Source organism: Bradyrhizobium sp. SBR1B, assembly GCF_014198205.1.
Classification (GTDB): Bacteria; Pseudomonadota; Alphaproteobacteria; order Rhizobiales; family Xanthobacteraceae; genus Bradyrhizobium.
This window is the reverse complement of the sequence record NZ_JACIHC010000011.1, coordinates 203,154-222,974: the sequence shown is the minus strand read 5'-3', so window position 1 is coordinate 222,974 and position 19,821 is coordinate 203,154. Positions and strand designations below refer to the sequence as shown.

At 63.0% G+C, this 19,821-nt stretch carries 17 protein-coding genes and 1 pseudogene; 6 read left to right on the top strand and 12 right to left on the bottom strand.

The window, feature by feature from the left end:
- Positions 1–10 precede the first annotated feature (10 nt).
- The gene (locus tag GGD61_RS25775) at positions 11–1,774 is read right to left on the bottom strand and encodes an ABC transporter ATP-binding protein (RefSeq protein ID WP_092259756.1); all 1,764 of its coding nucleotides are present in this window, start codon (positions 1,772–1,774) and stop codon (positions 11–13) included.
- 272 nt (positions 1,775–2,046) lie between these two features.
- Between GGD61_RS25775 and GGD61_RS25770 the strand changes: the two genes are divergently transcribed.
- A complete protein-coding gene (locus tag GGD61_RS25770; protein WP_092259758.1) occupies positions 2,047–3,117 on the top strand; it encodes a glycosyltransferase family 4 protein in 1,071 nt (356 codons plus the stop codon).
- Between the two features lie 103 nt (positions 3,118–3,220).
- Here GGD61_RS25770 and GGD61_RS25765 read toward each other — a convergent pair whose 3' ends face one another.
- The 5 genes and pseudogenes from GGD61_RS25765 to GGD61_RS25750 all read right to left on the bottom strand — a co-directional run bounded on the left by GGD61_RS25765 (position 3,221) and on the right by GGD61_RS25750 (position 9,494).
- A complete protein-coding gene (locus tag GGD61_RS25765; protein ID WP_183231495.1) occupies positions 3,221–5,149 on the bottom strand; it encodes an alkyl/aryl-sulfatase in 1,929 nt (642 codons plus the stop codon).
- Between the two features lie 244 nt (positions 5,150–5,393).
- A complete protein-coding gene (locus GGD61_RS40705) occupies positions 5,394–6,674 on the bottom strand; it encodes a TRAP transporter large permease (protein ID WP_244550726.1) in 1,281 nt (426 codons plus the stop codon).
- A 219-nt stretch (positions 6,675–6,893) separates the two neighbouring features.
- A pseudogene (locus GGD61_RS40700) lies at positions 6,894–7,370 on the bottom strand (TRAP transporter small permease); the annotation flags it as partial.
- A gap of 153 nt (positions 7,371–7,523) precedes the next feature.
- Positions 7,524–8,525, bottom strand: coding sequence for a DctP family TRAP transporter solute-binding subunit (locus GGD61_RS25755; RefSeq protein WP_183231494.1), 1,002 nt, complete (start codon positions 8,523–8,525; stop codon positions 7,524–7,526).
- A 198-nt stretch (positions 8,526–8,723) separates the two neighbouring features.
- Positions 8,724–9,494, bottom strand: a complete 771-nt coding sequence (locus tag GGD61_RS25750; protein WP_092259766.1) for a methyltransferase domain-containing protein — start codon at positions 9,492–9,494, stop codon at positions 8,724–8,726.
- Positions 9,495–9,638: 144 nt separating this feature from the next.
- On the opposite strand from GGD61_RS25750, the gene GGD61_RS25745 reads away from it, so the two are divergent.
- Positions 9,639–10,382: an SDR family NAD(P)-dependent oxidoreductase gene (locus GGD61_RS25745; RefSeq protein ID WP_092259768.1), complete on the top strand. Its 744-nt coding sequence runs from the start codon at positions 9,639–9,641 to the stop codon at positions 10,380–10,382.
- A 272-nt stretch (positions 10,383–10,654) separates the two neighbouring features.
- Here GGD61_RS25745 and GGD61_RS25740 read toward each other — a convergent pair whose 3' ends face one another.
- From GGD61_RS25740 to GGD61_RS25720, 5 genes are all read right to left on the bottom strand, one after another.
- On the bottom strand, positions 10,655–11,272 hold the full coding sequence (locus GGD61_RS25740; protein WP_244550717.1) for a hypothetical protein: 618 nt from the start codon (positions 11,270–11,272) through the stop codon (positions 10,655–10,657).
- 24 nt (positions 11,273–11,296) lie between these two features.
- Entirely contained in the window at positions 11,297–11,926 is a 630-nt protein-coding gene (locus tag GGD61_RS25735) for a hypothetical protein (RefSeq protein WP_026202803.1), read from the bottom strand.
- Entirely contained in the window at positions 11,923–12,906 is a 984-nt protein-coding gene (locus GGD61_RS25730; protein ID WP_244550718.1) for a TAXI family TRAP transporter solute-binding subunit, read from the bottom strand. Before GGD61_RS25730 ends, GGD61_RS25735 begins: the two co-directional genes overlap by 4 nt.
- A gap of 122 nt (positions 12,907–13,028) precedes the next feature.
- The gene (locus tag GGD61_RS25725; protein WP_143109076.1) at positions 13,029–14,615 is read right to left on the bottom strand and encodes a hypothetical protein; all 1,587 of its coding nucleotides are present in this window, start codon (positions 14,613–14,615) and stop codon (positions 13,029–13,031) included.
- Positions 14,616–15,372: 757 nt separating this feature from the next.
- Positions 15,373–15,645 carry a hypothetical protein gene (locus GGD61_RS25720; protein ID WP_143109077.1) on the bottom strand — a complete coding sequence of 91 codons (273 nt, stop codon included), beginning with the start codon at positions 15,643–15,645 and terminating at the stop codon, positions 15,373–15,375.
- A gap of 139 nt (positions 15,646–15,784) precedes the next feature.
- Here GGD61_RS25720 and GGD61_RS25715 point away from each other — a divergent pair, with 139 nt between their 5' ends.
- From GGD61_RS25715 to GGD61_RS41690, 3 genes are all read left to right on the top strand, one after another.
- Positions 15,785–15,961, top strand: a complete 177-nt coding sequence (locus GGD61_RS25715) for a hypothetical protein (protein WP_018322718.1) — start codon at positions 15,785–15,787, stop codon at positions 15,959–15,961.
- Between the two features lie 123 nt (positions 15,962–16,084).
- Positions 16,085–16,516: a pyridoxamine 5'-phosphate oxidase family protein gene (locus GGD61_RS25710; protein WP_092259776.1), complete on the top strand. Its 432-nt coding sequence runs from the start codon at positions 16,085–16,087 to the stop codon at positions 16,514–16,516.
- Positions 16,516–16,800: a hypothetical protein gene (locus GGD61_RS41690; RefSeq protein ID WP_092259778.1), complete on the top strand. Its 285-nt coding sequence runs from the start codon at positions 16,516–16,518 to the stop codon at positions 16,798–16,800. The genes GGD61_RS25710 and GGD61_RS41690 overlap by 1 nt, the downstream gene beginning before the upstream one ends.
- 363 nt (positions 16,801–17,163) lie before the next feature.
- Here the strand turns inward: GGD61_RS41690 and GGD61_RS25700 are convergent, their stop codons facing one another.
- Positions 17,164–18,225, bottom strand: a complete 1,062-nt coding sequence (locus GGD61_RS25700; protein WP_092259780.1) for an isocitrate/isopropylmalate dehydrogenase family protein — start codon at positions 18,223–18,225, stop codon at positions 17,164–17,166.
- Positions 18,226–18,398: 173 nt separating this feature from the next.
- Here GGD61_RS25700 and GGD61_RS25695 point away from each other — a divergent pair, with 173 nt between their 5' ends.
- Positions 18,399–19,787 carry an MFS transporter gene (locus GGD61_RS25695; protein ID WP_183231493.1) on the top strand — a complete coding sequence of 463 codons (1,389 nt, stop codon included), beginning with the start codon at positions 18,399–18,401 and terminating at the stop codon, positions 19,785–19,787.
- Positions 19,788–19,821 lie beyond the last annotated feature (34 nt).

Here is a 19,821-nt window from a genome sequence, read left to right as displayed (position 1 = left end):
ACTGTTGGGTTTACGCGGCGAACTTCGCGAGCCGGCTCATCTCCTGCGTCACCAGCTCACGGTAGGGACCGTGACCCTGCATCAGTCGGTCGGGCGCGCCGTCCTCGATGATCTTGCCGGCCCTCAGCACCACCACGCGGTCGAAATTGCGCAGCGTCGCCAGCCGATGCGCGATCGCGATCACCGTGCGGCCGCGCATCAGGCGGGACAACGCCTCGCGGATGGCCTCCTCCGATTCGCTGTCGAGCGCGGCGGTCGCCTCGTCCAGCAGCAGGATCGGCGCATCCTTCAAAAACGCGCGCGCGATGGCGATGCGCTGGCGCTGGCCGCCGGACATCTTGACGCCGCGGTCGCCGACCATGGTGTCGAGGCCATCAGGCAGGCTCTCGACGAAATCGCAGCGCGCCGCGATCGCCGCGCGCAGTACCTCGTCATCGGTCGCGTTCGGCCTACCATAGCGGATGTTCTCGCGGATGGAACGGTGGAACAGGGAAATATCCTGGGGCACCACGGAGATCGCCTCGCGCAGGCTGAGCTGCGTGACCTTCGAAATGTCCTGTCCGTCGATCGTGATGCTGCCTTCATCGGTGTCGTAGAAGCGCTGCAGCAGCGTGAACAACGTAGACTTGCCGCCGCCGGATTGACCAACCAGGCCGACGCGCTGGCCGGGCTGGAGCCGCAGGCTGAAGCGCTCGAAGATCTTCTCGCCGCCGGGATAGCCGAAGGTAACGTTATTGTACGCGATCGCCGCACCGCTCTTCACCAGCGGCTCGGCGTCGGGGTGATCGCGCAGATCGTGCGGCACCAGCAGCGTGGCGATCGCCTCGGTCAGTCGCGCAACGTGCTGGGTGACGTCGACCAGCGCCACCGCAAGGTCGCGCGTCGCGCTCAGGATGGAAATACCGAGCGTACAGACCAGCACCACGTCGCCGGTCGTCGCCTCGCCATGCTGCCAGAGCGTGACTGCCCAGGCCATCAGCGCGATCGTCAGAAGCACGGTCACTGCGGCATGCAGCAGCCGCAGCTTTTCCAGATAACGCAGGCTGCGGCTCCGCGCGGTCAGTTCCCGGTTCACCGTCGCGTCGAACCGCTCGTGCTCGTGGCCGATACCGCAGAAGGCACGGACCAGCGGCATGTTGCTGATGACGTCGATCATCTCGCCGTCGACCACGGCGGCCTTGTCGGCGAAGTCGTCGTGCAGCGGCTTGCCCGCGGCGGCGAGACGGAACATCGCAACCACCATGCCGCCGGCAATCACGATCAGGCCAAGTGCCATGTAAGGACTGACGGTTCCAATCAGGGCGATTGCCGCAATTGTGGCAATGCAGGGCGGCAACACGTTCCAGACGAACATGTTCTCGACCGTGAACACCGCGTTCGACGTCGCGGTGATGCGGCTCGTCAGCATGCCGGGCATTCGGTCCGAGAAGTAGCTGGGCGCGTGTCCGGTCAGATGACGAAATATGTCACGCCGTAAATCACCCGTGACACGAACGAAGGTGAAACTCGCCGTCCAGCTCGCGATCCGCCACAGGAAGTTGTCGGCGGCGATCAGCGACATGAGTAAAATGAATGCCAGCCATACGCCGCCGCCTTGCGAAGGACCCGCTGACAAGGCGTCGACGAGGGATTTGACCCCGTATTGGGTGCCTACGGAGCAGGCAACCGCTGCAACGACCGCGGCCAGGATCACCAGATGCGATGCGATTCGCATCCGAAGATAGCGCAAGACAAAGGCAAATGGCCTGCGCGCGTATCCAGAAAGATGATCCATATGGCTATCGCCCCGTTATGCTGATTTTCGTTTTGTTACTGATCGACTGAACATCGACCTCGTCGCCTCGGTTCCCGGGCCGGGCGATCACGACATGCGGATGCGGACGATCTGAGAAGATGTCGTGGCAGCATCGAGACACCCGCGGACGTGTCGAAGATGTAACGTTCGGAGGAAGGAACTTCGCAAGTGCGGGAACGTTCCCTTGTCTGGCATGCCGGTGCCGTACTGGCGGGGGGTTTCAACCTTTATGATCGCAAGGAGATGGTGAGATGCGCATCGCGCAGGTAGCTCCGTTGACGGAGGCTGTTCCACCCAAGCTGTATGGCGGCACCGAGCGGGTGGTGCATTGGTTGACGGAAGAGTTGGTGGCCCTTGGGCACGACGTGACTTTGTTCGCCAGCGGCGATTCACAGACCTCGGCCAAGCTGGATGCACTGTGGCCGAAGGCACTCCGTCTCGACGGTTCCGTGCGCGATCCAAACGCCCTGCACATGGTGCTGCTGGAGCGCGTGCGGCAAAAATGTGACGACGAGGAGTTCGACTTCCTCCACTTCCATCTCGACTATTATCCGTGGTCGTTGTTCCACCGCCAGCCGACGCCGTTCCTGACCACGCTGCACGGCCGGCTCGACCTGCCGGAGCATCAGCCGGTGTTCAACACCTTCTCCAAGATGCCCGTCATTTCGATCTCCAATGCGCAGCGACGGCCGGTGCCGCAGGCGAACTGGGTGACGACGATTCATCACGGTCTTCCGGAGAATTTGCTGACGCCGAAGCCGGCGAAACAGGAATATCTCGCCGTGCTCGGCCGCATCGCGCCCGAGAAGGGCGTCGACCGCGCCATCAAGATCGCGACCCATTGCGGCATTCCGCTGAAGATCGCGGCCAAGGTCGATCGTGCCGACCAGGATTACTACGACGAGTTGATCCGGCCGATGATCGAGAACAATCCGCTGGTGGAGTTCATCGGCGAGATCAGCGATCACGAGAAGTCGGACTTTTTGAGCGGCGCGCTCGGCCTTCTGCTGCCGATCGACTGGCCGGAGCCGTTCGGCCTCGTGATGATCGAAGCCATGGCCTGCGGAACGCCGGTGGTCGCCTTCAACCGCGGCTCGGTGCCGGAGATCATCGACGAGGGGCTGACCGGCTTCGTCGTCGAGGACATCCTCAGCGCAGCCGGCGTCGTCAATCGCCTTCCGCAACTCGACCGCACCGCGATCCGCAAACAGTTCGAGACACGTTTCACGGCGCGGCGAATGGCGCTGGATTACCTCGCCGCCTACCGCAGCCTCGCCGAGGAACAGTCGCCGCGGATCAAGCTGGTGAGCAGCGCGGAGTAAGCTAGCCAACCAACGGCGTCGCAGACCGACCAACAGTGTCGTCCCCGCGTTCGCGGGGACGACAGCGGAGTGTGACGTCCTCAGCGCGTCAACACGGCCTTCCCTACCTCACCACCGCCCGCTTCGGCTCCACGATCTCGAACATCCTGGGAAACTCGTCCATCAGGCCCATCAGCTCGGCGAGTTTCATCGGGTTGCCCGACAGCTTGACCCTCCCTGCAGCGACGGCTTCCGGAAAGCTCGTCAGCTTGGCGATCACCCCGTCGAGCGTTGCGCGCGTCAGCGTGAAGCTGGCATCGGCGCCCTCCACCTGCACGCCCTCGGTGTAGGTCAGCGCGCAGTTCTCCAGATTGAGCACGAAGGTCTCGCCGGTATCGGAAAAACTCCAGTTCAGCACGATGTGCTTGCCCTCGGCCTTGGGGCCGTTGAGGCGGATGCCGAGCACGTCCCAGAGCTGCGAGGTGCGCAGCGCCGCCAGCGTCTCGCGCGGCATCGGCGGGCGCGCCGGCACCTTCGGCATGCCCTGGCGCAATTCCTGCGCACCGAACAGATAGGCGTTGCGCCAGGTCGCGCTTTCGGCGACGTAGCCGAGCTGCTCCAGCGTGTCGGCGAGCAACGCGCGCGCCGCCACATGATCAGGCTCGGCGAAGACGAGATGGCCGAGCACTTGGGCGACGAAGCGGAATTCACCCTTGTCGAAATCCGCACGTGCCCGCGCCAGGATCGCATCCGCCCCGCCCATATACTCGACGTATTTCCTGCCTGACTCCACCGGCGGCAGCGGATCGAGATTGACCGGGTTGGCATCGTACCAGCCGAGATATTTCTGGTAGATCGCCTTCACATTGTGCCGGATGTGGCCGTAATAGCCGCGGCCGTGCCAGGCGCCCTCCAGGCTCTTCGGCAGCTGGATCGTCTCGGCGATCTCCGCCGCGGTGAGGCCGTGATTCATCAGGCGGATGGTCTGGTCGTGCGCGAATTTGTAGAGGTCACGCTGCTGCCGGATCATCGTGCCGATGCGCTCAGCTCCCCACACCGGCCAATGATGCTGGCCGCACATCGCCTCCGCCTTGCCGTCCGAGAGCTGCAAGGCCTCGCCCAGATATTTTGACCAGGCCAGCGCGTCGCGCACGTCGGCACCGCGGAACGGCAGCAGATTGTGGAAATTGTGCGTGCAGTTCTCGGCGAGGTTCAACAGCTTGTAGCGCGGGATGAAGAAATGCATCTCCGCCGGCGCTTCGCTGTTCGGCGCCATCTGGAATTCGAATTCGACGCCGTCGATGACGCGCCTGTCGCCGGTCGCCATGATCAAATCGGTCGGGCGCAGCAGCGCGACGGAGCCTGCCGCCATCGACTTGCCGAGCCCGCAATCGACCTGCCCCCGCGTCCCCTTGGCGAGCAGCGGCCCGAACTGGTACTGCGCCCGGCGCAGCATCGCGGGGCCCGCGATGATGTTCTCGGAGACGGCGTGCTCCATGAACAGGTTCGGCGCGATGATCGGCACGCGGCTAGTAGCGAGCGCGTCTTCCTCCAGCACGCCGCGCGCGCCGCCCCAATGATCGGTGTGGGTGTGGGTAAAGATGACGGCCGCGACGGGCTTCAGGCCGCGATGCCTAAAATAGAGATCGAGCGCGGCGCGGGCACCTTCGATCGAGGTCAGCGTGTCGACGACGATGACGCCGCTGTCGCCCTCGATCAGCGTCATGTTGGCGATGTCGAGCCCGCGCACCTGGTAGACACCGGGCACGACCTCGAACAGGCCGTGCTGCATGTTGAGACGCGACTGCCGCCACAGGCTCGGATTGACCGTGGGTGGCGCCTCTTCGGTGGACAGGAAGCCGTAAAGCGCGAGACTCCAGACCGTCCGCCCTTGCGGGTTCGTGATCGTCGCATTCTCGATCGTGCCGAGGAAGCCGCGCGCGGCATCGTCGAAATCCCGCGTGTCGGAAAACGGCAGCGCCTTCAGCATCGCCGTTTGCTGGGCGATGACGGACGGCGTCGCGTCCTTTGGCTCGCCGCTGATGTCTGTCATGCTTGCTCCTCCCCGCCGGTTGCGCGGCATCTAACCGCATCTGGCGGGTGATTACTATCGGCGGCAGCAACACGGATGCTGTCCCCTTTTCCCCCTGTGGGAGAAGGTGGCGCGAAGCGCCGGATGAGGGGCATCTCTCCGCTCGCGAGAGCGTCCGCGAGGATAGATACCCCTCACCCGTCTCGCCGCTGCGCGACGAGCCACCCTCTCCCACAAGAAGGGGAGAGGGATTCAGAACTCGTCGCTACATCCCCAGCAGCCGCGGCAGCCACAACGACAGGCCCGGCCAGTACGTCACCACCACCAGGAATCCCAGCATCGTCAGCAGCCATGGCCACACCGCGACCGTGAGCTCGGTGATGCCCATCTTGGCGATGCCGGAGGCGACGTAAAGGTTGAGGCCGACAGGCGGATGGCAGAGGCCAACCTCCATGTTGACTGTCATCAGGATGCCGAAATGGATCGGGTCGATGCCGAGCTTGATCGCGACCGGGAACAGGATCGGAGCCATGATGAGGATGATCGAGGACGGCTCCATCACGTTACCCGCCAGCAGCAGCAGCAGGTTGACGAGGAGCAGGAAGCCGATCCACCCCAGGCCCTGGTCGATCATCCATTGCGCCAGCGCTTGCGGCACGTTCTCGTAGGTCATCAGGAACGAGAACAGGACGGCGTTGGTGATGATGTAGAGCAGCATCGCCGAGAGATTCGCCGACGACAGCAGCACCCGCGGCACGTCGCTCAGCTTCAGGTCTTTATAGATGAACACGGCCACGATGAAGGCGTAGACCGCACTGACGGCGGCAGCTTCGGTCGGCGTGAACAGGCCGCTGTAGATGCCGCCGATCACGATCACGATCAGCAGGATGCCCCAGATCGACTTGCGAAAGGCATCGAAGCGCTCGCGCAGCGTTGCCTTCGGCATCCGGGGATAGTCGTTGCGCCAGGCCCGATAGAATGTCGTGGCGCCGAGAAGCGTGGCCAGGACCAATCCCGGCACGATGCCGGCAATGAACAGCTTGCCGACCGAGCTGTTGGTGGAGACGGCGTAGAGAACCATCGGGATCGACGGCGGAATCAGAATTCCGAGCGAGCCCGACGTCGTGATCACGCCCGCGCCGAACCGCTTTGGGAAGCCCTGCGCGACCATCGCCGGCAGGATCACCGAGCCGATCGCCACCACGGTCGCCGGCGACGAGCCGGAAATCGCGGCAAACAGCGCACAGGCGACCACCCCCGACAGCGCGAGACCGCCGTACCAATGGCCGACCAGCGAGGTCGCGAAGGTGATCATCCGCCGCGCCACCCCGCCGTGGGTCAGGAAGTTGCCGGCGAGGATGAAGAACGGGATCGCCATGATCTCGAAGTTCTCGATGCCGGTGAACAGCTTCAGCGCCACCGATTCCGTTCGCACGTCGGTCAGTGTGAACATGAAGCTGAGCACGGTGAGACCGAGCGCGATCGAGATCGGCATGCCCGTCAGCATCAAGGAGAGCAGAAGCGCGAACACGATGAGGACGCGCAAGCCCTGCGGCAGCGTGATGACGTGACCCGCATGCGCGAAGCACAGCGCGACGATCAAGACCGGCAGCAGCATCAGGATCCAGCCGAGCGGGCTGCGCTCGTCCCGGACGACCTGACTATGCGTGACCGGCGCCGGATGCACCGGATCCGCCTCAACACCCTCGACGCCCGCCATGTCGTGATGCGGCAGCTCGCCGGTGCGGTGGAACGACCAGGCGACCTGCAGGAAGCGGAAGCACATCAGGCCGGAGCCGAGCGGGATGGTGAGATACACCATCCACATCGGTGCTTCCAGATCATTGGACTGCTGGCCGGTCTGCCACATCTGGCCGACGAACGCGGCCCCGAAATAGGCGACAATGGCGGTGAACAGCGCACCGCACAACAGACCGAAGGTGATGACGCGCCGGCGGGATCCGCCCGGAAGGATGTTGACGAGCACGTCGACGCCGACATGGATGCCGGTCCGCACGCCATAGGCGGCGCCGAACTTGGCCATCCAGATGAACATGTAGATGCAGAGCTCCTGCGCCCAGGACAAGTCGAGCGCAGCAAGCCAGGTGAACGTCGCCCGCGCCGGAACGGCCAGGAAGGTCAGGTTTCGGGCTTCCGCCCATTTGGCGATATCGATCGACAGCCCGGCGCCGTAACGGTGCAGCACGGCGACGAAGATGAGCGACGTCGCAGCCGCGATCATCGTCGCGATCAGCCATTCCTCGAGATGGTCGAGAAAACGATTCAGCACACGCAACAACTTGGTCCCCCAGCATCAGGTCGTCATTCAAGAGCGAAACGGCCGGGAGTGCGATCACCCCCGACCGTTGGTGTTGTTCTTATTGGGCCGCACCCGTCAGTTCATCTTGACGTCGAGTTCCTTGGCGATGAGATCGAGCACCTCCTGCCCGACCCGTCCCTTTGCCCATTTATAAGTCGGCTGCATCGCCTCCTGCCAGGCCTTGCGATCAGCATCGGTGAGGTAATGCAGATTGGTCTTTCCCGTTTTCTTGATCTCGGCCAGCGCGTCCTCGTTCTCCTGGCGGGCGATCGAGTTGGTGTAGTCAGTCGCCTCCGCCATCGCCTTGTCGAGCTGGGTGCGGATATCGGGCGGGAGGCCCGACCAGAACTTCGAGTTGACGATCACAGCATACTGCAGGTGTGCATGATAGGAGACGGTGATGTCTTTCTGCACCTCGTAGAACTTCTGCGTCAGATAGTTGGATGCGGTGTTCTCGCAGCCGTCGACCACGCCGGTCTGCAGCGCCTGGTAAACTTCGGAGAACGCCATGATCTGCGGGATCGAGCCGACGAGGCGGAAATATTGGTCGGCAACCTTCGATCCGGAGATGCGGAACTTCAGTCCCTGGAAGTCAGTCGGCTTCATCAGCGGGCGATTCGAAGAGACCATGTGGAAACCATTGTCCCAATAGGCAAGCCCGGTGATGCCCTTGGTCTCGAGCTTCTGGAACAGCCACTTGCCGACCGTGCCCTTCATCGCGTTGGAATAGGTCTGGTCGTCCTTGAACAGCCAGGGCAGGTCGAGCGCCTCGAACTCCTTGATGCCCAGCGGCGCGAATTTCGCGGTCGAGGGCGCGAGCATCTGCACGGAGCCGAGCTGCAGCGCCTCGATCTCTTCCTTGTCCTTGTAGAGCGTGGAGTTCGGGTAGATTTCGACCTTGACCTTGCCGTCAGTGTATTTTTCGGCGAGCTCCTTGAACTTCAGCGCCCCCTTCCCCTTCGGGGTGTCGTTGGCGACGACGTGGCTGAATTTGATGACGATCGGAGTTTGGGCCAGCGCAGCGGCAGGGGCCAGAATCAGCGCGGCCGCCGCGACCGCAAGAAGCAGTTTGCGCATGAAGACCTCCCAACAACCTCGACAAACCGGGTGCTTTTTTGTTTTCCGGTTTGAGTAGTGGCAGCAATCCGCAGGCCGAACAACTAGACCTAAGCCCAATTTGCCGCAGCCAAGCTATCTTGACGAGCGCTGTCTACGCAACCCGGCACCTGCTTCTGTCCAGGGGAACGAGCGCTTATGTCGCATTGCGGCAGAGCATCAGCTCTTGCGCTGCGCAACCATGAAAAGGCGGCGGAACGGGAACAGGGTCTGCCCCGCAGCATTCTTCGGATAGGCCTTCGCAACCCGCGCGCCATAAGCGGCTTCGAATGCGATCTTCTCCTCGCCTGCGAGCACGTCGAGATAGCGCGTCAGCCAGGTCCCCTTGGTCCATTCCTTGACGGGGTTCTCGCCTTCGAGCACCTGCAGATATTCGGTCTCCCAGATGTCGATGTCGGCCGACATCGGCGCAAGAAGATCGTAATAGAAGGCCGGCCCCTCGACCGGCGTCGGCGTCACGAGATGCTCGAGCTTGGATCGCCACGGACCATCGAGCGCGGTCTCGCCGATCAGCACATGCGACGGCGCCAGAAAGTTGCGCGGCATCTGCACCGCAAGCATGCCGCTAGGCTTCACCTTCTCCATGACCGATGGAAACAGCGCCGCATGATTGGGCAGCCAGTGCAGTGCGGCATTGGAATAGATCAAGTCGTATTGCCTGGCGGGGCGCCATTGGCCGAGGTCCTCGTGGGACCATTCGACATCGGGTGCAGCCTTGCGGCCGGCGGCAACCATCTCGGCGGAGCCCTCGAGGCCGGTCACGCTCGCCTCCGGCCAGCGCTCCTTGATGAGTTTTGTCACGTTGCCGGCGCCGGCGCCGAGATCGGCAATCTCGCGCGGGCCAAAATCCGGAATCCGCATCAAGAGGTCCACGGCGGGCCGGAGCCGATGGCCGGAGAATTTTAAGTATTGCTGCGGATCCCAGGCCATCGCTCAACGCCTTTTCTTTTTCGTGTTTCCTTCAAGGTCGCTCTTGGTTACCACTGCTCGTCCCGCTCAGGCAATTCGCAAGGCCCGCGGGACGGGCAGGAAGCGGACAGCAATAAGCAAAAACCAGCAAGAGAGCGTGTCACCATGGACCTCGGGCTCAAATCGAAAACCGCTGTTGTCACCGGCGCGAGCATCGGCATCGGTCGCGCCATCGCCAAGGGCCTCGCCGCCGAAGGCGTGCGTGTGGTCGGCGTGGCGCGGCGCACCGATCTGCTCGCCGAGCTGGTGAAGGAGGAAGGCTCCGGGCTGATCACGCCGCTCGAGCAGGACGTGATGGCGAAGGACGCGGCAGAGCGGATCGCGGCGTTCGCGGTGAAGGAGCTTGGACATGTCGACATCCTCATCAACAATGCAGGCGGCAGCCGCCCCCTGCCGGTCGATGCGCCCGACAGCAAATGGGACGAGGCGATCGCGCTGAACTTCACCAGCTACCGCCGCATCGCGCATGCGCTGCTGCCGCAGATGATCGAACGCAAATGGGGCCGCATCGTCAACATCACCGGCAAGTCCGAGCCCGAAGGGCTCAACGCCGCGTTCGCAGCGAAAGCCGCCGTGCACGCCTGGGCCAAGGGCCTGTCGCGCGAGATCGGCGAGCACGGCATCACCATCAACTGCATCCCTCCCGGCCGCATCATGAGCGAACAGATCCGCCGCAACTATCCGCCGGATTATCGGGAGCGTTTTGCCGAGGAGGAAATCCCGGTCGGTTATTGGGGCGAGCCGGAAGATCTGGCCGCACTCGCGGTGTTTCTGGCGTCACCGGTGGCGCGGTACATCACCGGGACGGTGATCCCGGTGGATGGCGGGTTGCGGCGGTATCAGTTCTAGGGCTGGGCTCCTGTATCCACGACCCGCGAACGCACGCGATGTCCCAGGGCTATCGCATTTGGGAGTGATTTCGCCTGTGGCCATCCTTCGAGACGCCCGCCGTTGGCGGGCCCTCAGGATGAAGATCGAGTGCGCGGCTGCAGTTTCAACGAGCACCGATGCTGCTTAGCCTCATCCTGAGGAGACCGCGAAGCGGTCGCCTCGAAGGACGAGGCGCGCGCTCAGCTCGCGCTAAGCGCCAAATGCGATTGACCTGGGTTTGCCGCCAGACCTCACGGTTTGACGTAGCTCCAGCCCTGCTCCTGCAGCTCCATGACGCGGACGACGCCGGATTTCACGACCGTTGCCTGTGGGATCAGGTTGATGTCCTTGTTCTCCGCCTTGCGCATGTTTTCCTGCGTGTTGCCGCAGGCTTTGAACGAGATTTCGGGATGGCTCATCGCGAGCACCTCGATGCGCGGCTTTACCGGCGAGGTGTCGTCGCGCAGCATGTGAAGGCCGGGACCAAAGGTGACGACCTCGATCGACACTGGTTCACCGAGATCGCGATAATATTGCGCGACGTTGCTCGCATTGTTGAGCGTGAGGTTCATCATCGCAGGTTCGTTGGAATTGACCTGCAGCACCAGCCGGTGCGACTTTTTCGCGCTCTCGGTTTTTGTAGCCTGAGCCATCTTCGTGTTGTTCGGAGGATCCTGCCTGATCGCGTGAGTCTGCCGCGGCTTGCTCACCTGCTTCTGTCCACCCGGATGCTTCGCGTTGCTCGCTTGGCTCTTCTCGCGCGCCTGCGGGAACCACTGGTTGTCCTGCTGCGCCTGCGCGCTTGGTCCGACCAGAAGCCCTATCGTCAAGCCGCCGATGACTGCCATCGCCAATTTTGGATTGATCATCTCGTGTCTCCCATATCCTGACCATCACCTACCCGGCCTGGTGACGGCATGTGGCCATTTGCATGCGGCCGCCATTTTCTTGCGCACGTTTTCGAATCCGCTGAGCAGGAATTGTCCGTCTTGCGCCGGGCCAGTGCGGGTGAAAAGGCTCACGACGATGTGACCGTCGTCCGGTAGTGAGCTCAACAATTTTACGACGTCGCCGCCGAAAGCGACGCCGGAGCCGAATGACGGCGACGCTGCTGCGAGTTGCATTGGCGTATCCGCATTCAGCCGAAAGGAGATCACGTATTCGTTGGCGCTGCGTGACAGCGCCGGTCCGGCGACGATGACTTCCGTGCGGCCTCTGCGGCAGTGGATTGCGAGCTGCATCGCGGCACCGTCCGAGCGGCCGACAGAAGTGGCCGTGGCAGTGACGACCGGCAGATAATCGACTGGCGAAGTCGTCTCGCTGACGATCCAGCCGGCATCCCGGCTACTCCGGCTGGACGGGGGAATCTTGCGCGATAGGCCTTGCAGACATTCCAGCCGGGCTTGTCCCTCCATCGCCGAACAAGCCCTAAGTGTCTCCATGGGATCGCTCGTACTTTGCGCGTAGGCGATACCGCAGGCGACGTTGAAGGCGACAGCGAGCGGCGGAGCGGCAGTCTTCATGGCCTCGCCTGTACGCTGCGCGCTTTGCGATCCAGCCATTCCTGCGCGGCCTGGAAGCGGGTGAGACCCGGGACGGATGCCGCAAGATTGATCGACTGCCATTTCGGATCGAAGCCTGGTGCCTGCAGCCGGTCGATCCGCGAGAACAGGTACTCGACAAGGCGAGCCACGCGTTGGTAGCGATTGGAGCCTGGCGGCCAGTTGAAAGCGACCAGCGCTGTCGGGACCGCGATGGTCGAGACCCGCTCACCCTGCTTGATCAGATTGGGATACTCATTGGCGTCCAAGGTCGCGGGCAGATAATAGTCCTCGAATTTCTGGTCGTAACGGATCGGGAGGAACTTGAATCCAGCCTCCCAGCGGCCCTTTACGAAGGCGTCGACGGGTTTCGACGTGATGAACACAACGGCCGACATTTCGCCTTTGCGCATCTGCTCCAGGGCAACCTGATGTGGGATGAATGTCTTTTCGACATCGATCCCGAGGCGGCTGAAGATCAGTGGCCCTGAATAGGCGGCCGCGGTGCCCAGGGTGTTGAAGTTCACCCTCTTGCCGACAAGATCCTGCAGGCTTGTGATCTCAGGCCGCACAAAGATGTGCAGCTCGGATGGGAAGAGATTGAGCAGATAGGTGATGCGGCTCCGGATCTGCGGTACCTGAATCTTATACTCCTCGAGCGCGTCGGAGTTGATGATGGCAGTATCGACGCCGCGCAAATAGAGCAGCGCGTTCAGATTGTCGGTGGCCCCCCGGGTGACGATCGGCAGGAGATGCAGGTCTGCTCCGTCGTCGACGACGCGAGCCATTTCTGCGGCGAGGCGGATCGGCGCGCCCTCGAGCAGGCCCCCGGCGAGCCCGACCGTCCAGGCATTCATCCGGTCCTTTTCGTTCTCTTTCGGAAGCGGCCGTCGGTCGAGCTGTGCATCGGCCTTGGCATTTCTCGCCGTTTGCGCTTCCAGGCAGGCCGTTTGAAGCATCATAGCGACCGGCACCAACCAAGCGAGCAGGAGCAACGAGCGTGACTTTGGCGCATTGTTCATGTCGTTCCCTTCTGGCTCAGCCGCCGCAAGCTTTTGTCTCTCGGACACCAAGAATCCCATTCTCAGGGTCGGAGCGCATCCAGCCGTTCCTTGGCTTCGCGAATACCGCCCCTGTGTGCCTTCGCGTAGAATTCGCGCGCCTTGGCCGCTTCGCCGCGAGTTCCATAAGTACCCCAGGCGGAAAGAACCGCCGGATCATAGGTCTCGGCGAGCATGAAACTTGCCTGCGCAATGTCTTTCTCAGCTGCGAGCTCGAGTACAATGCGTGCTGCACCAATATTTCCCTGATCGAGCAGCGCCCTGGCACGCGGGAGCAAACGGGCCTCCGCCTCGTTCTGGACTGCGGCGGTCGGTGGCTCCGCTACTTCCACGCTCCGCGTCGCCGGCAGGACCGGCGCGTCATTTGCTTGCTCGGCGAGAGCGCGCTCACGGGTGGAGCGCCACCCCGATGCAAGATCTCTCTCCCTGGCCTCGGTTTTGCTCAGCTCCCGTTTCAGCGACTGTTGCAGCTCACTGATCTCTCGTTTCGCTGCCTGTCTCTGCTGCAAGGTCGCATTTTCGGCATCGCGCAATTGCGCGTTGCGGGCTTCGAGCTCCCGGCGCACTTCGGCAAGTTCGCTCTCCAGCGCGGCGGCGTGCGCCTGAGCCGCTTCGAGAGCGCGGCGTTGTTGATCGGCATCGGCAGCTGCTGCCTGCGCTGCTTTGGCTTCCGTGACCAGAATGGCGTTCTTTTCCTGCTCTTGCTGCAGGGACTGCCGCAGTTCCGCAATCTCCAGCCCCTCCGCCGGGCTTTCCTCCGCAGTCGCAGCTTCCGTCACAGGCAAGCGGCGAGGCATTCCGGCGAGTTCGCTCGCGAGCGCGGCGGCGCGCGACTGCGCCTCGTGGCGTTCCTGCTCAGCGCTCGCCGCCGCTGCCTGTGCGGCGTTCACCTGCCTTGCGCGGGCGGTGCTAGTTTCCCGCTCGCGCTGCAGAGACTGCTCTAGTTCTGCGATCTGCCGTTGCGCCGCTTCTCTCTGTTGCGCGGCCACATCCTCCGCCTTCCGCGATTCTGCGTCGCGGGCATCGACCTGCCGGCGGAATTCGGCAACTTCGTTCGCAAGCGCAGCGTTGCGCGCCTGCTCCTGTTGCAGCGACTGCCGCAACTCGTCCGCCGCAATTTTTGCCGCGTGCGCCTGCTGAACCGCCTCCTCAAGTTCCCTGCGCGCCCCGTCCGGTTCACTGGCGCGCGCATGACTGTGCAAAGCATCTCGATCGGGCCATGGCTCAGGCTGCACCATGCCCGCCGGCACCGTGTACGTCAGGGCTCCGCTCGCTTCGCGCTGAAGGAGCGCTTGCGACCCCGCCCCTATTTCCGGCCGTCGGTCGAAGCGGAGGGCATTCTCGCCGCCGATTTGCGCCATTTCCGGCATCGTTCGTGCGCTGAAAGCGTCGAACACACCCAGCAAGGCCGCTCCAACCAGGATCGCGGGAAGCAAAATGACAGCCGCTGCCAGCGGATTGCCCGATGGTTCGCCCTCTGGGTCAATGTCCTCAGTTTCGGGATACCAATGGGTCGGCTCGGCGTTGATTGGAGCACCGTCTTTGGAGACCCATTTGCCTGCTTGAGGCGACCAGCGAGCGACGTCAACGACCCCGGTCGCATCTTCCACCCAGATGTCTTCTCCGTCCCTGGGTGCAGTATCAATCGGTCGGCGCATCGATCACGCCTCTTTAGATAAAGGCTAGAGCGGAGCGATTGCTCCGCCTGTTTCGCGGTTCGGCATGGAAGAAAATCCCGAGATCGAAAGGACTTGGCAGGCACCAGCCTCACAATTAAATAATTAAATAAATTATATATTTTGAACCAAATGCGGAGTCAAATTAAATCAGCCGGGTCCGGCCTGAAAGGGGCGTCAAATCAGGCACGTCTGCTTCCTGTTGGCATCGTCTTCATTGCGCGGTCGGGTACGTTGTCGTCCACGGCAAACCAATCCTCGTACATCGTATGGAATATGGGCAGTGCACGGCGAACATGCGAAGCTGACGGCGTTTTCGCGTCTCGGAGCTGAGGAGTGACCGATGCGCCTTGCATTGCCCTATTTGGGAATTGGCGTCTGTTTGTCTCTTGCGACCTGGTTGGCGTTGGGGCTTGCGTTCGAGTGACGGTTTTCCACCCCGAGCGTTGACCTCCACGTCGCTTATTCCGCCGATTTCTTACCAGCCGTCTTGTCGCGACCTAGCGCAATTCATCATTCGGAACTACCCGATCTCCCGGCCCCCTAGTCGTCAGCCTGGGCGAGCCTGCTAAGGCAATACAGTGCGGGGGTGCGTGCAGGAGGCACCGACAACAATGTCGGCGACAGCGCGCCGAGCATCTTCCTTGCCTTCAAAAGCGGCCGATGATGCTCGTGAGAGGCGCGCGCACGATCACTGATCCGCCGCCGGCTTCTTCAACCACCACCTGCGGATCAACAGCCACTGCATGGCGCAAATCGTCACTCCCATGGCAGCAACCACTCCGTGGACGATGAAGAGCGAAACGAAATTGAACGGATGGCTCTCATGAGCTGCCATCTGATGACGTGATCCGTGCAGCGGAAATAAGTGAGCAGTGCGCCTGTCGTGCGCCAGCGCCACAGCTCGGAAAGTCCGAGCTACGCCATCAATGCGCAGCGACACCGATCGACGAACGTTCAGCACTCAGCACGATGAGTTTCGCAAGCGCTCTACCATTCTGCGCGTTCGAAGGCACTACTAGGTTCCCCGCAAATCTGCTCTGTTCTAATGCCGGAACGCCAAGTCCACCAACGCGTTATCGCCTGTATGGAAGGAGAAGATCATGAGCGTTGAAGGCAAGATCAAGGAAGGCGCCGGTTACATCAAGGAAGAGATGAACGAGCACGGCAAGGATCCCGAGAGCCAGCGCAAGGCTCAAGAGGGACGCGATCTTCGCAATGAGGGCCGCATGGAAGACGGCAAGCCCCCGAAGACCACCAAGCCTGGCACCGGCCACTGATCCGATTCAATTCGAAACCGCCTCCGACTGATGTCGGGGGCGGTTTTGCGTTTCCAACGAGTAGAACGCGAGGAACGCGTAGCCTCATCCCGCCGTTGCTCCAGCCCCGCTGGAGGAAAATTCATGTCCAAGACATCGCTCGCCGAGATCGCGAAGGAAATGGCCGACATCGACATCGCCATTCTTTCGACCCACACCGAGAACGGCGAAATCGCCAACCGCCCCATGAGCAACAACGGCGATGTCACCTACGACGGCACGTCTTACTACTTTGCCCATGACCGGACCCGCACCGTCTCGGACATCAGGCGAAATCCGAAAGTCGCGCTCGGCTTTTCGTCGGAAGCGGGCCTGTTCTCGAAGGGGATCTATGTCGCCGTCGAGGGGACGGCCGAACTGATCCGGGACAAGGCGGCATTCCAACAGCATTGGACGAGCGATCTCGACAAATGGTTCGACCACGGCATTGATACGCCGGGCATCGTGCTGATCAAGGTCAAAGCCAACCGCATCACTTATTGGAAGGGCCGTGAAGAGGGTGAGGTTGCACTCTGATTGGCTCGGTACGGCGATTCGCTGATTGGTTCTTCCGGAGCCGCGAAACAGGTGCCATCACCATCGCGCAGTGGCCGAATCTTCTTCTTTGGATCGTCCTCGTTGCCGGCGTTCTGCTTTGGATCTGGCCCGCCGCAGGCAAGGTCAGCGTCGGCTTGACGATCGTCATGAAGGGCGGACTCGTCGTCTGGGGCGCCGACGAGGTCTTCCGCGGCGTGAATCCCTGGCGGCGCTGTCTCGGCGCTGCCGTAGTCGTCTATGAGTTCATGACGCTTCTGCCGTGAACCCAACTACTTCAGTCCATCACCTGATCGGCACCGGTCAGAAAACTTTCGGAGATCACGAGGTCAAGAGCCTTGCCGGGCCGGCCCGGGCAGCGGCACCGCGATCGGCGCGCGATATCGTAGGTCAGCACTTGCCAAGCCGATACGTGGCCCGCCTTGATAGGCGGCGTCGCACGTTCACCGGCGTCGCTGGCACGTTAGCATCCTGCCAGTGTTTTGCCCGACGGGTCAACTTGATCGCAGCCGCGACTGCCGTCGCAAGGCGTTTCGAAAATCCCTTATCAATCAAGGCGACTTCTACTGTGCATGGGGTTGTTTTTCGACTTTTTGTCTTGGGCCCCGAGGAAAGTGTGCAAGCACCGCTCACTTTGCCTGCAGAATCTCCGCAATCGCCGCCCCTGCCGCGATCGTGCCGAGCTTGCCGCCGATGTCCCGCGTCGCCCTGCCCTCGCCAATCGCCTTCGCCACCGCCGCCTCGATCGCGTGCCTGGCCTCTTCATAGCGGACCGCACCAGTCTTCTCGCCGTGCCAGGCCAGCAGCAGCGCGGTCGACAGGATCAACGAGACGGGATTGGCGACGTCCTGTCCGGCAATGTCGGGCGCCGAGCCGTGCGCGGCCTGCGCCATCGCGTAGCGCCCGCCGACATTCAGCGAGCCGCCGAGGCCGAGGCTCCCCGAAAGTTCGGCGGTAAGATCGGACAGAATGTCGCCGAACATGTTGGTGGACACGATGACGTCGAAACGATCGGGACTGCGCACCACATGCGCCATCATGGCATCGACCAGGATGTCGTCGACGCTCAGTCCTGGATAGGCCTTCGCCGCCGCGCGGCAGATCTCGAGAAACATGCCGTCACCGATCTTGAGCACATTGGCCTTGTGCACGATGGTGAGGTGCCTGCGCCGCTTGATCGCGAGGCGGCATGCGGCATGCGCGATGCGCTCACAGCAGAGGCGTGTGATCCTTCGCAGCGAGATCACCACGTCGGGCGTGACCAGCATCTCGCCGTTGCCCTGCTCCAGGTTGCGGTCGGCGTAGAACCCCTCGGTGTTCTCGCGGACCACGACGAGGTCGAAATCACCGAGGCGGCCGGGCAGCCCCGCATAGGTGCGCGCGGGCCTGATATTGGCGTAGAGGTCGAGGTTCTTGCGGAAATACCTCGACGGATTGATCTCGCCATGCGCCTCGTCCTTGAAGTCGAAGGTCGCGGTCGGACCCAGGATCAGGCCGTCGGCGGCGCGGACGATGTCGAGCAGCTCGGGGCGCACGGTCGTGCCTGATAGCTTCAGGCTCGCATGCCCGACCGCGTGCTCCTCCAGACGCAAATTGAGCTGGAAGCGCTCTGAGGCCGCGCGCAGCACGCCCGATGTCGCGGTCGTGATCTCGGGTCCGATGCCGTCACCGGGCAGAACGACGATTTGCATGGCGATCCCCTGACTCTTGCAGCCGCGGCGCGATCATACGCCAGCGCGAGCCGTCATCGCCCTACCTTCGCGCATACACAGCATGCAAGCATATGCCTGTGGAAGGCGGCCCCGCCGTAGTACATGCGAAATGACCGATTTGAGCCGCGCCGCGGGAGCCACGCGCCAACGCAATGACGATCACGTTACCTGCCGCCGCGCGCGAGCCCGACCACACCATCTCTGATGGCCTCCCCGCCGCGCAGCGGCGCTGGGCGATCGCCGCGATCTTCACCGCGCTGGCGATGGCCTCGCTCGACACCGCGATCGCCAACATCGCCCTGCCCGCCATTGCTGCCGATCTGCATGTCTCGCCGGAGCAGTCGGTCTGGGTGGTCAACGTCTACCAGATCGCGCTGGTGGCGACGCTCTTGCCGCTGGGTGCGCTCGGCGAGATCGTCGGACACCAGCGCATCTATCTCGGCGGCCTCATCCTGTTCACCATCGCCTCGCTCCTCTGCGCGGTGGCGTGGTCGCTGGAGAGCCTGCTGGTCGCGCGCATGCTGCAGGGGCTGGGTGCCAGCGGCATCATGAGCGTCAACACCGCGCTGGTGCGCTTCGTCTATCCCGGCCGGATGCTGGGCCGCGGTTTTGGCCACAACGCGCGTGTGGTCGCGACCGCCTTCACCTTCGGGCCAACGATCGCCTCCGCCATCCTGGCCATCGGCCCGTGGCCGTGGCTGTTCGCCGTCAACATCCCGTTCGGCCTCGTCGCGATCGGCATCGGCGTTGCGATGCTGCCGAAGACGCCGCGCGCCGATCACGGGTTCGACTTTCTCGGCGCAATCCTGGCGTCGGCCTGCCTCGGCCTGTTCATCACCGGCATCGGCAGTGCCGCGCATAATCTGTCGCCGGTGATCGTGATCATCGAGCTGGTCACGGCCCTCGCGCTCGGCTTTATCCTGACGCGCCGGCACGCCGACCATCCGGCGCCGATGCTGCCGATCGACCTGTTCAGCCGGCCGATGTTCGCGTTGTCGGCCGCGACTGCGGTGTGCTCCTTCGCCGTGCAGGGCCTCGCCTTCGTCTCGCTACCGTTCTATTTCGAGGACGTGCTCGGCCGCTCGCAGGTCGAGACCGGCTTCTTCATGACACCGTGGCCGCTGGTGGTCGGCATCATGGCGCCGATCGCGGGACGCCTGTCCGACCGGCACGCGGTCGGCCTGCTCGGCGGCGTCGGCCTGGTGCTGCTCGGCCTCGGCATGGCGCTGCTTGCGACGCTTCCGGCCAACCCCGCCATTGCCGACATCATCTGGCGGATGGTGATCTGCGGCATGGGCTTCGGCTTCTTCCAGGCGCCGAACATGAAGGCGGTGATGTCAAGCGCGCCGCCGCATCGCAGCGGCAGCGCCTCGGGCATCGTCGCGACCGCGCGCCTGACGGGACAGACGACGGGGGCGGCCCTCGCGGCGCTCTGCTTCGCGCTCGCCGGTCACGACGGCGCAACCGTCGCGCTGGCGCTCGGCGCCGGCTTTGCCGCACTCGGCAGCGTGATGAGCTTCCTGCGGCTGGCGGTGAAGTAGACCGAACGCGTTGGCGCGCCTCATTGGCCGGCCC

Excerpts from the sequence above, each read along its gene's own strand:
- GGD61_RS25775 (WP_092259756.1), bottom strand. The coding sequence starts at position 1,774 with ATGGATCATCTTTCTGGATACGCGCGCAGGCCATTTGCCTTTGTCTTG.
- GGD61_RS25770 (WP_092259758.1), top strand. The coding sequence starts at position 2,047 with ATGCGCATCGCGCAGGTAGCTCCGTTGACGGAGGCTGTTCCACCCAAG.
- GGD61_RS25765 (WP_183231495.1), bottom strand. The coding sequence starts at position 5,149 with ATGACAGACATCAGCGGCGAGCCAAAGGACGCGACGCCGTCCGTCATC.
- GGD61_RS25755 (WP_183231494.1), bottom strand. The coding sequence starts at position 8,525 with ATGCGCAAACTGCTTCTTGCGGTCGCGGCGGCCGCGCTGATTCTGGCC.
- GGD61_RS25750 (WP_092259766.1), bottom strand. The coding sequence starts at position 9,494 with ATGGCCTGGGATCCGCAGCAATACTTAAAATTCTCCGGCCATCGGCTC.
- GGD61_RS25745 (WP_092259768.1), top strand. The coding sequence starts at position 9,639 with ATGGACCTCGGGCTCAAATCGAAAACCGCTGTTGTCACCGGCGCGAGC.
- GGD61_RS25740 (WP_244550717.1), bottom strand. The coding sequence starts at position 11,272 with ATGATCAATCCAAAATTGGCGATGGCAGTCATCGGCGGCTTGACGATA.
- GGD61_RS25735 (WP_026202803.1), bottom strand. The coding sequence starts at position 11,926 with ATGAAGACTGCCGCTCCGCCGCTCGCTGTCGCCTTCAACGTCGCCTGC.
- GGD61_RS25730 (WP_244550718.1), bottom strand. The coding sequence starts at position 12,906 with ATGATGCTTCAAACGGCCTGCCTGGAAGCGCAAACGGCGAGAAATGCC.
- GGD61_RS25715 (WP_018322718.1), top strand. The coding sequence starts at position 15,785 with ATGAGCGTTGAAGGCAAGATCAAGGAAGGCGCCGGTTACATCAAGGAA.
- GGD61_RS25710 (WP_092259776.1), top strand. The coding sequence starts at position 16,085 with ATGTCCAAGACATCGCTCGCCGAGATCGCGAAGGAAATGGCCGACATC.
- GGD61_RS25700 (WP_092259780.1), bottom strand. The coding sequence starts at position 18,225 with ATGCAAATCGTCGTTCTGCCCGGTGACGGCATCGGACCCGAGATCACG.
- GGD61_RS25695 (WP_183231493.1), top strand. The coding sequence starts at position 18,399 with ATGACGATCACGTTACCTGCCGCCGCGCGCGAGCCCGACCACACCATC.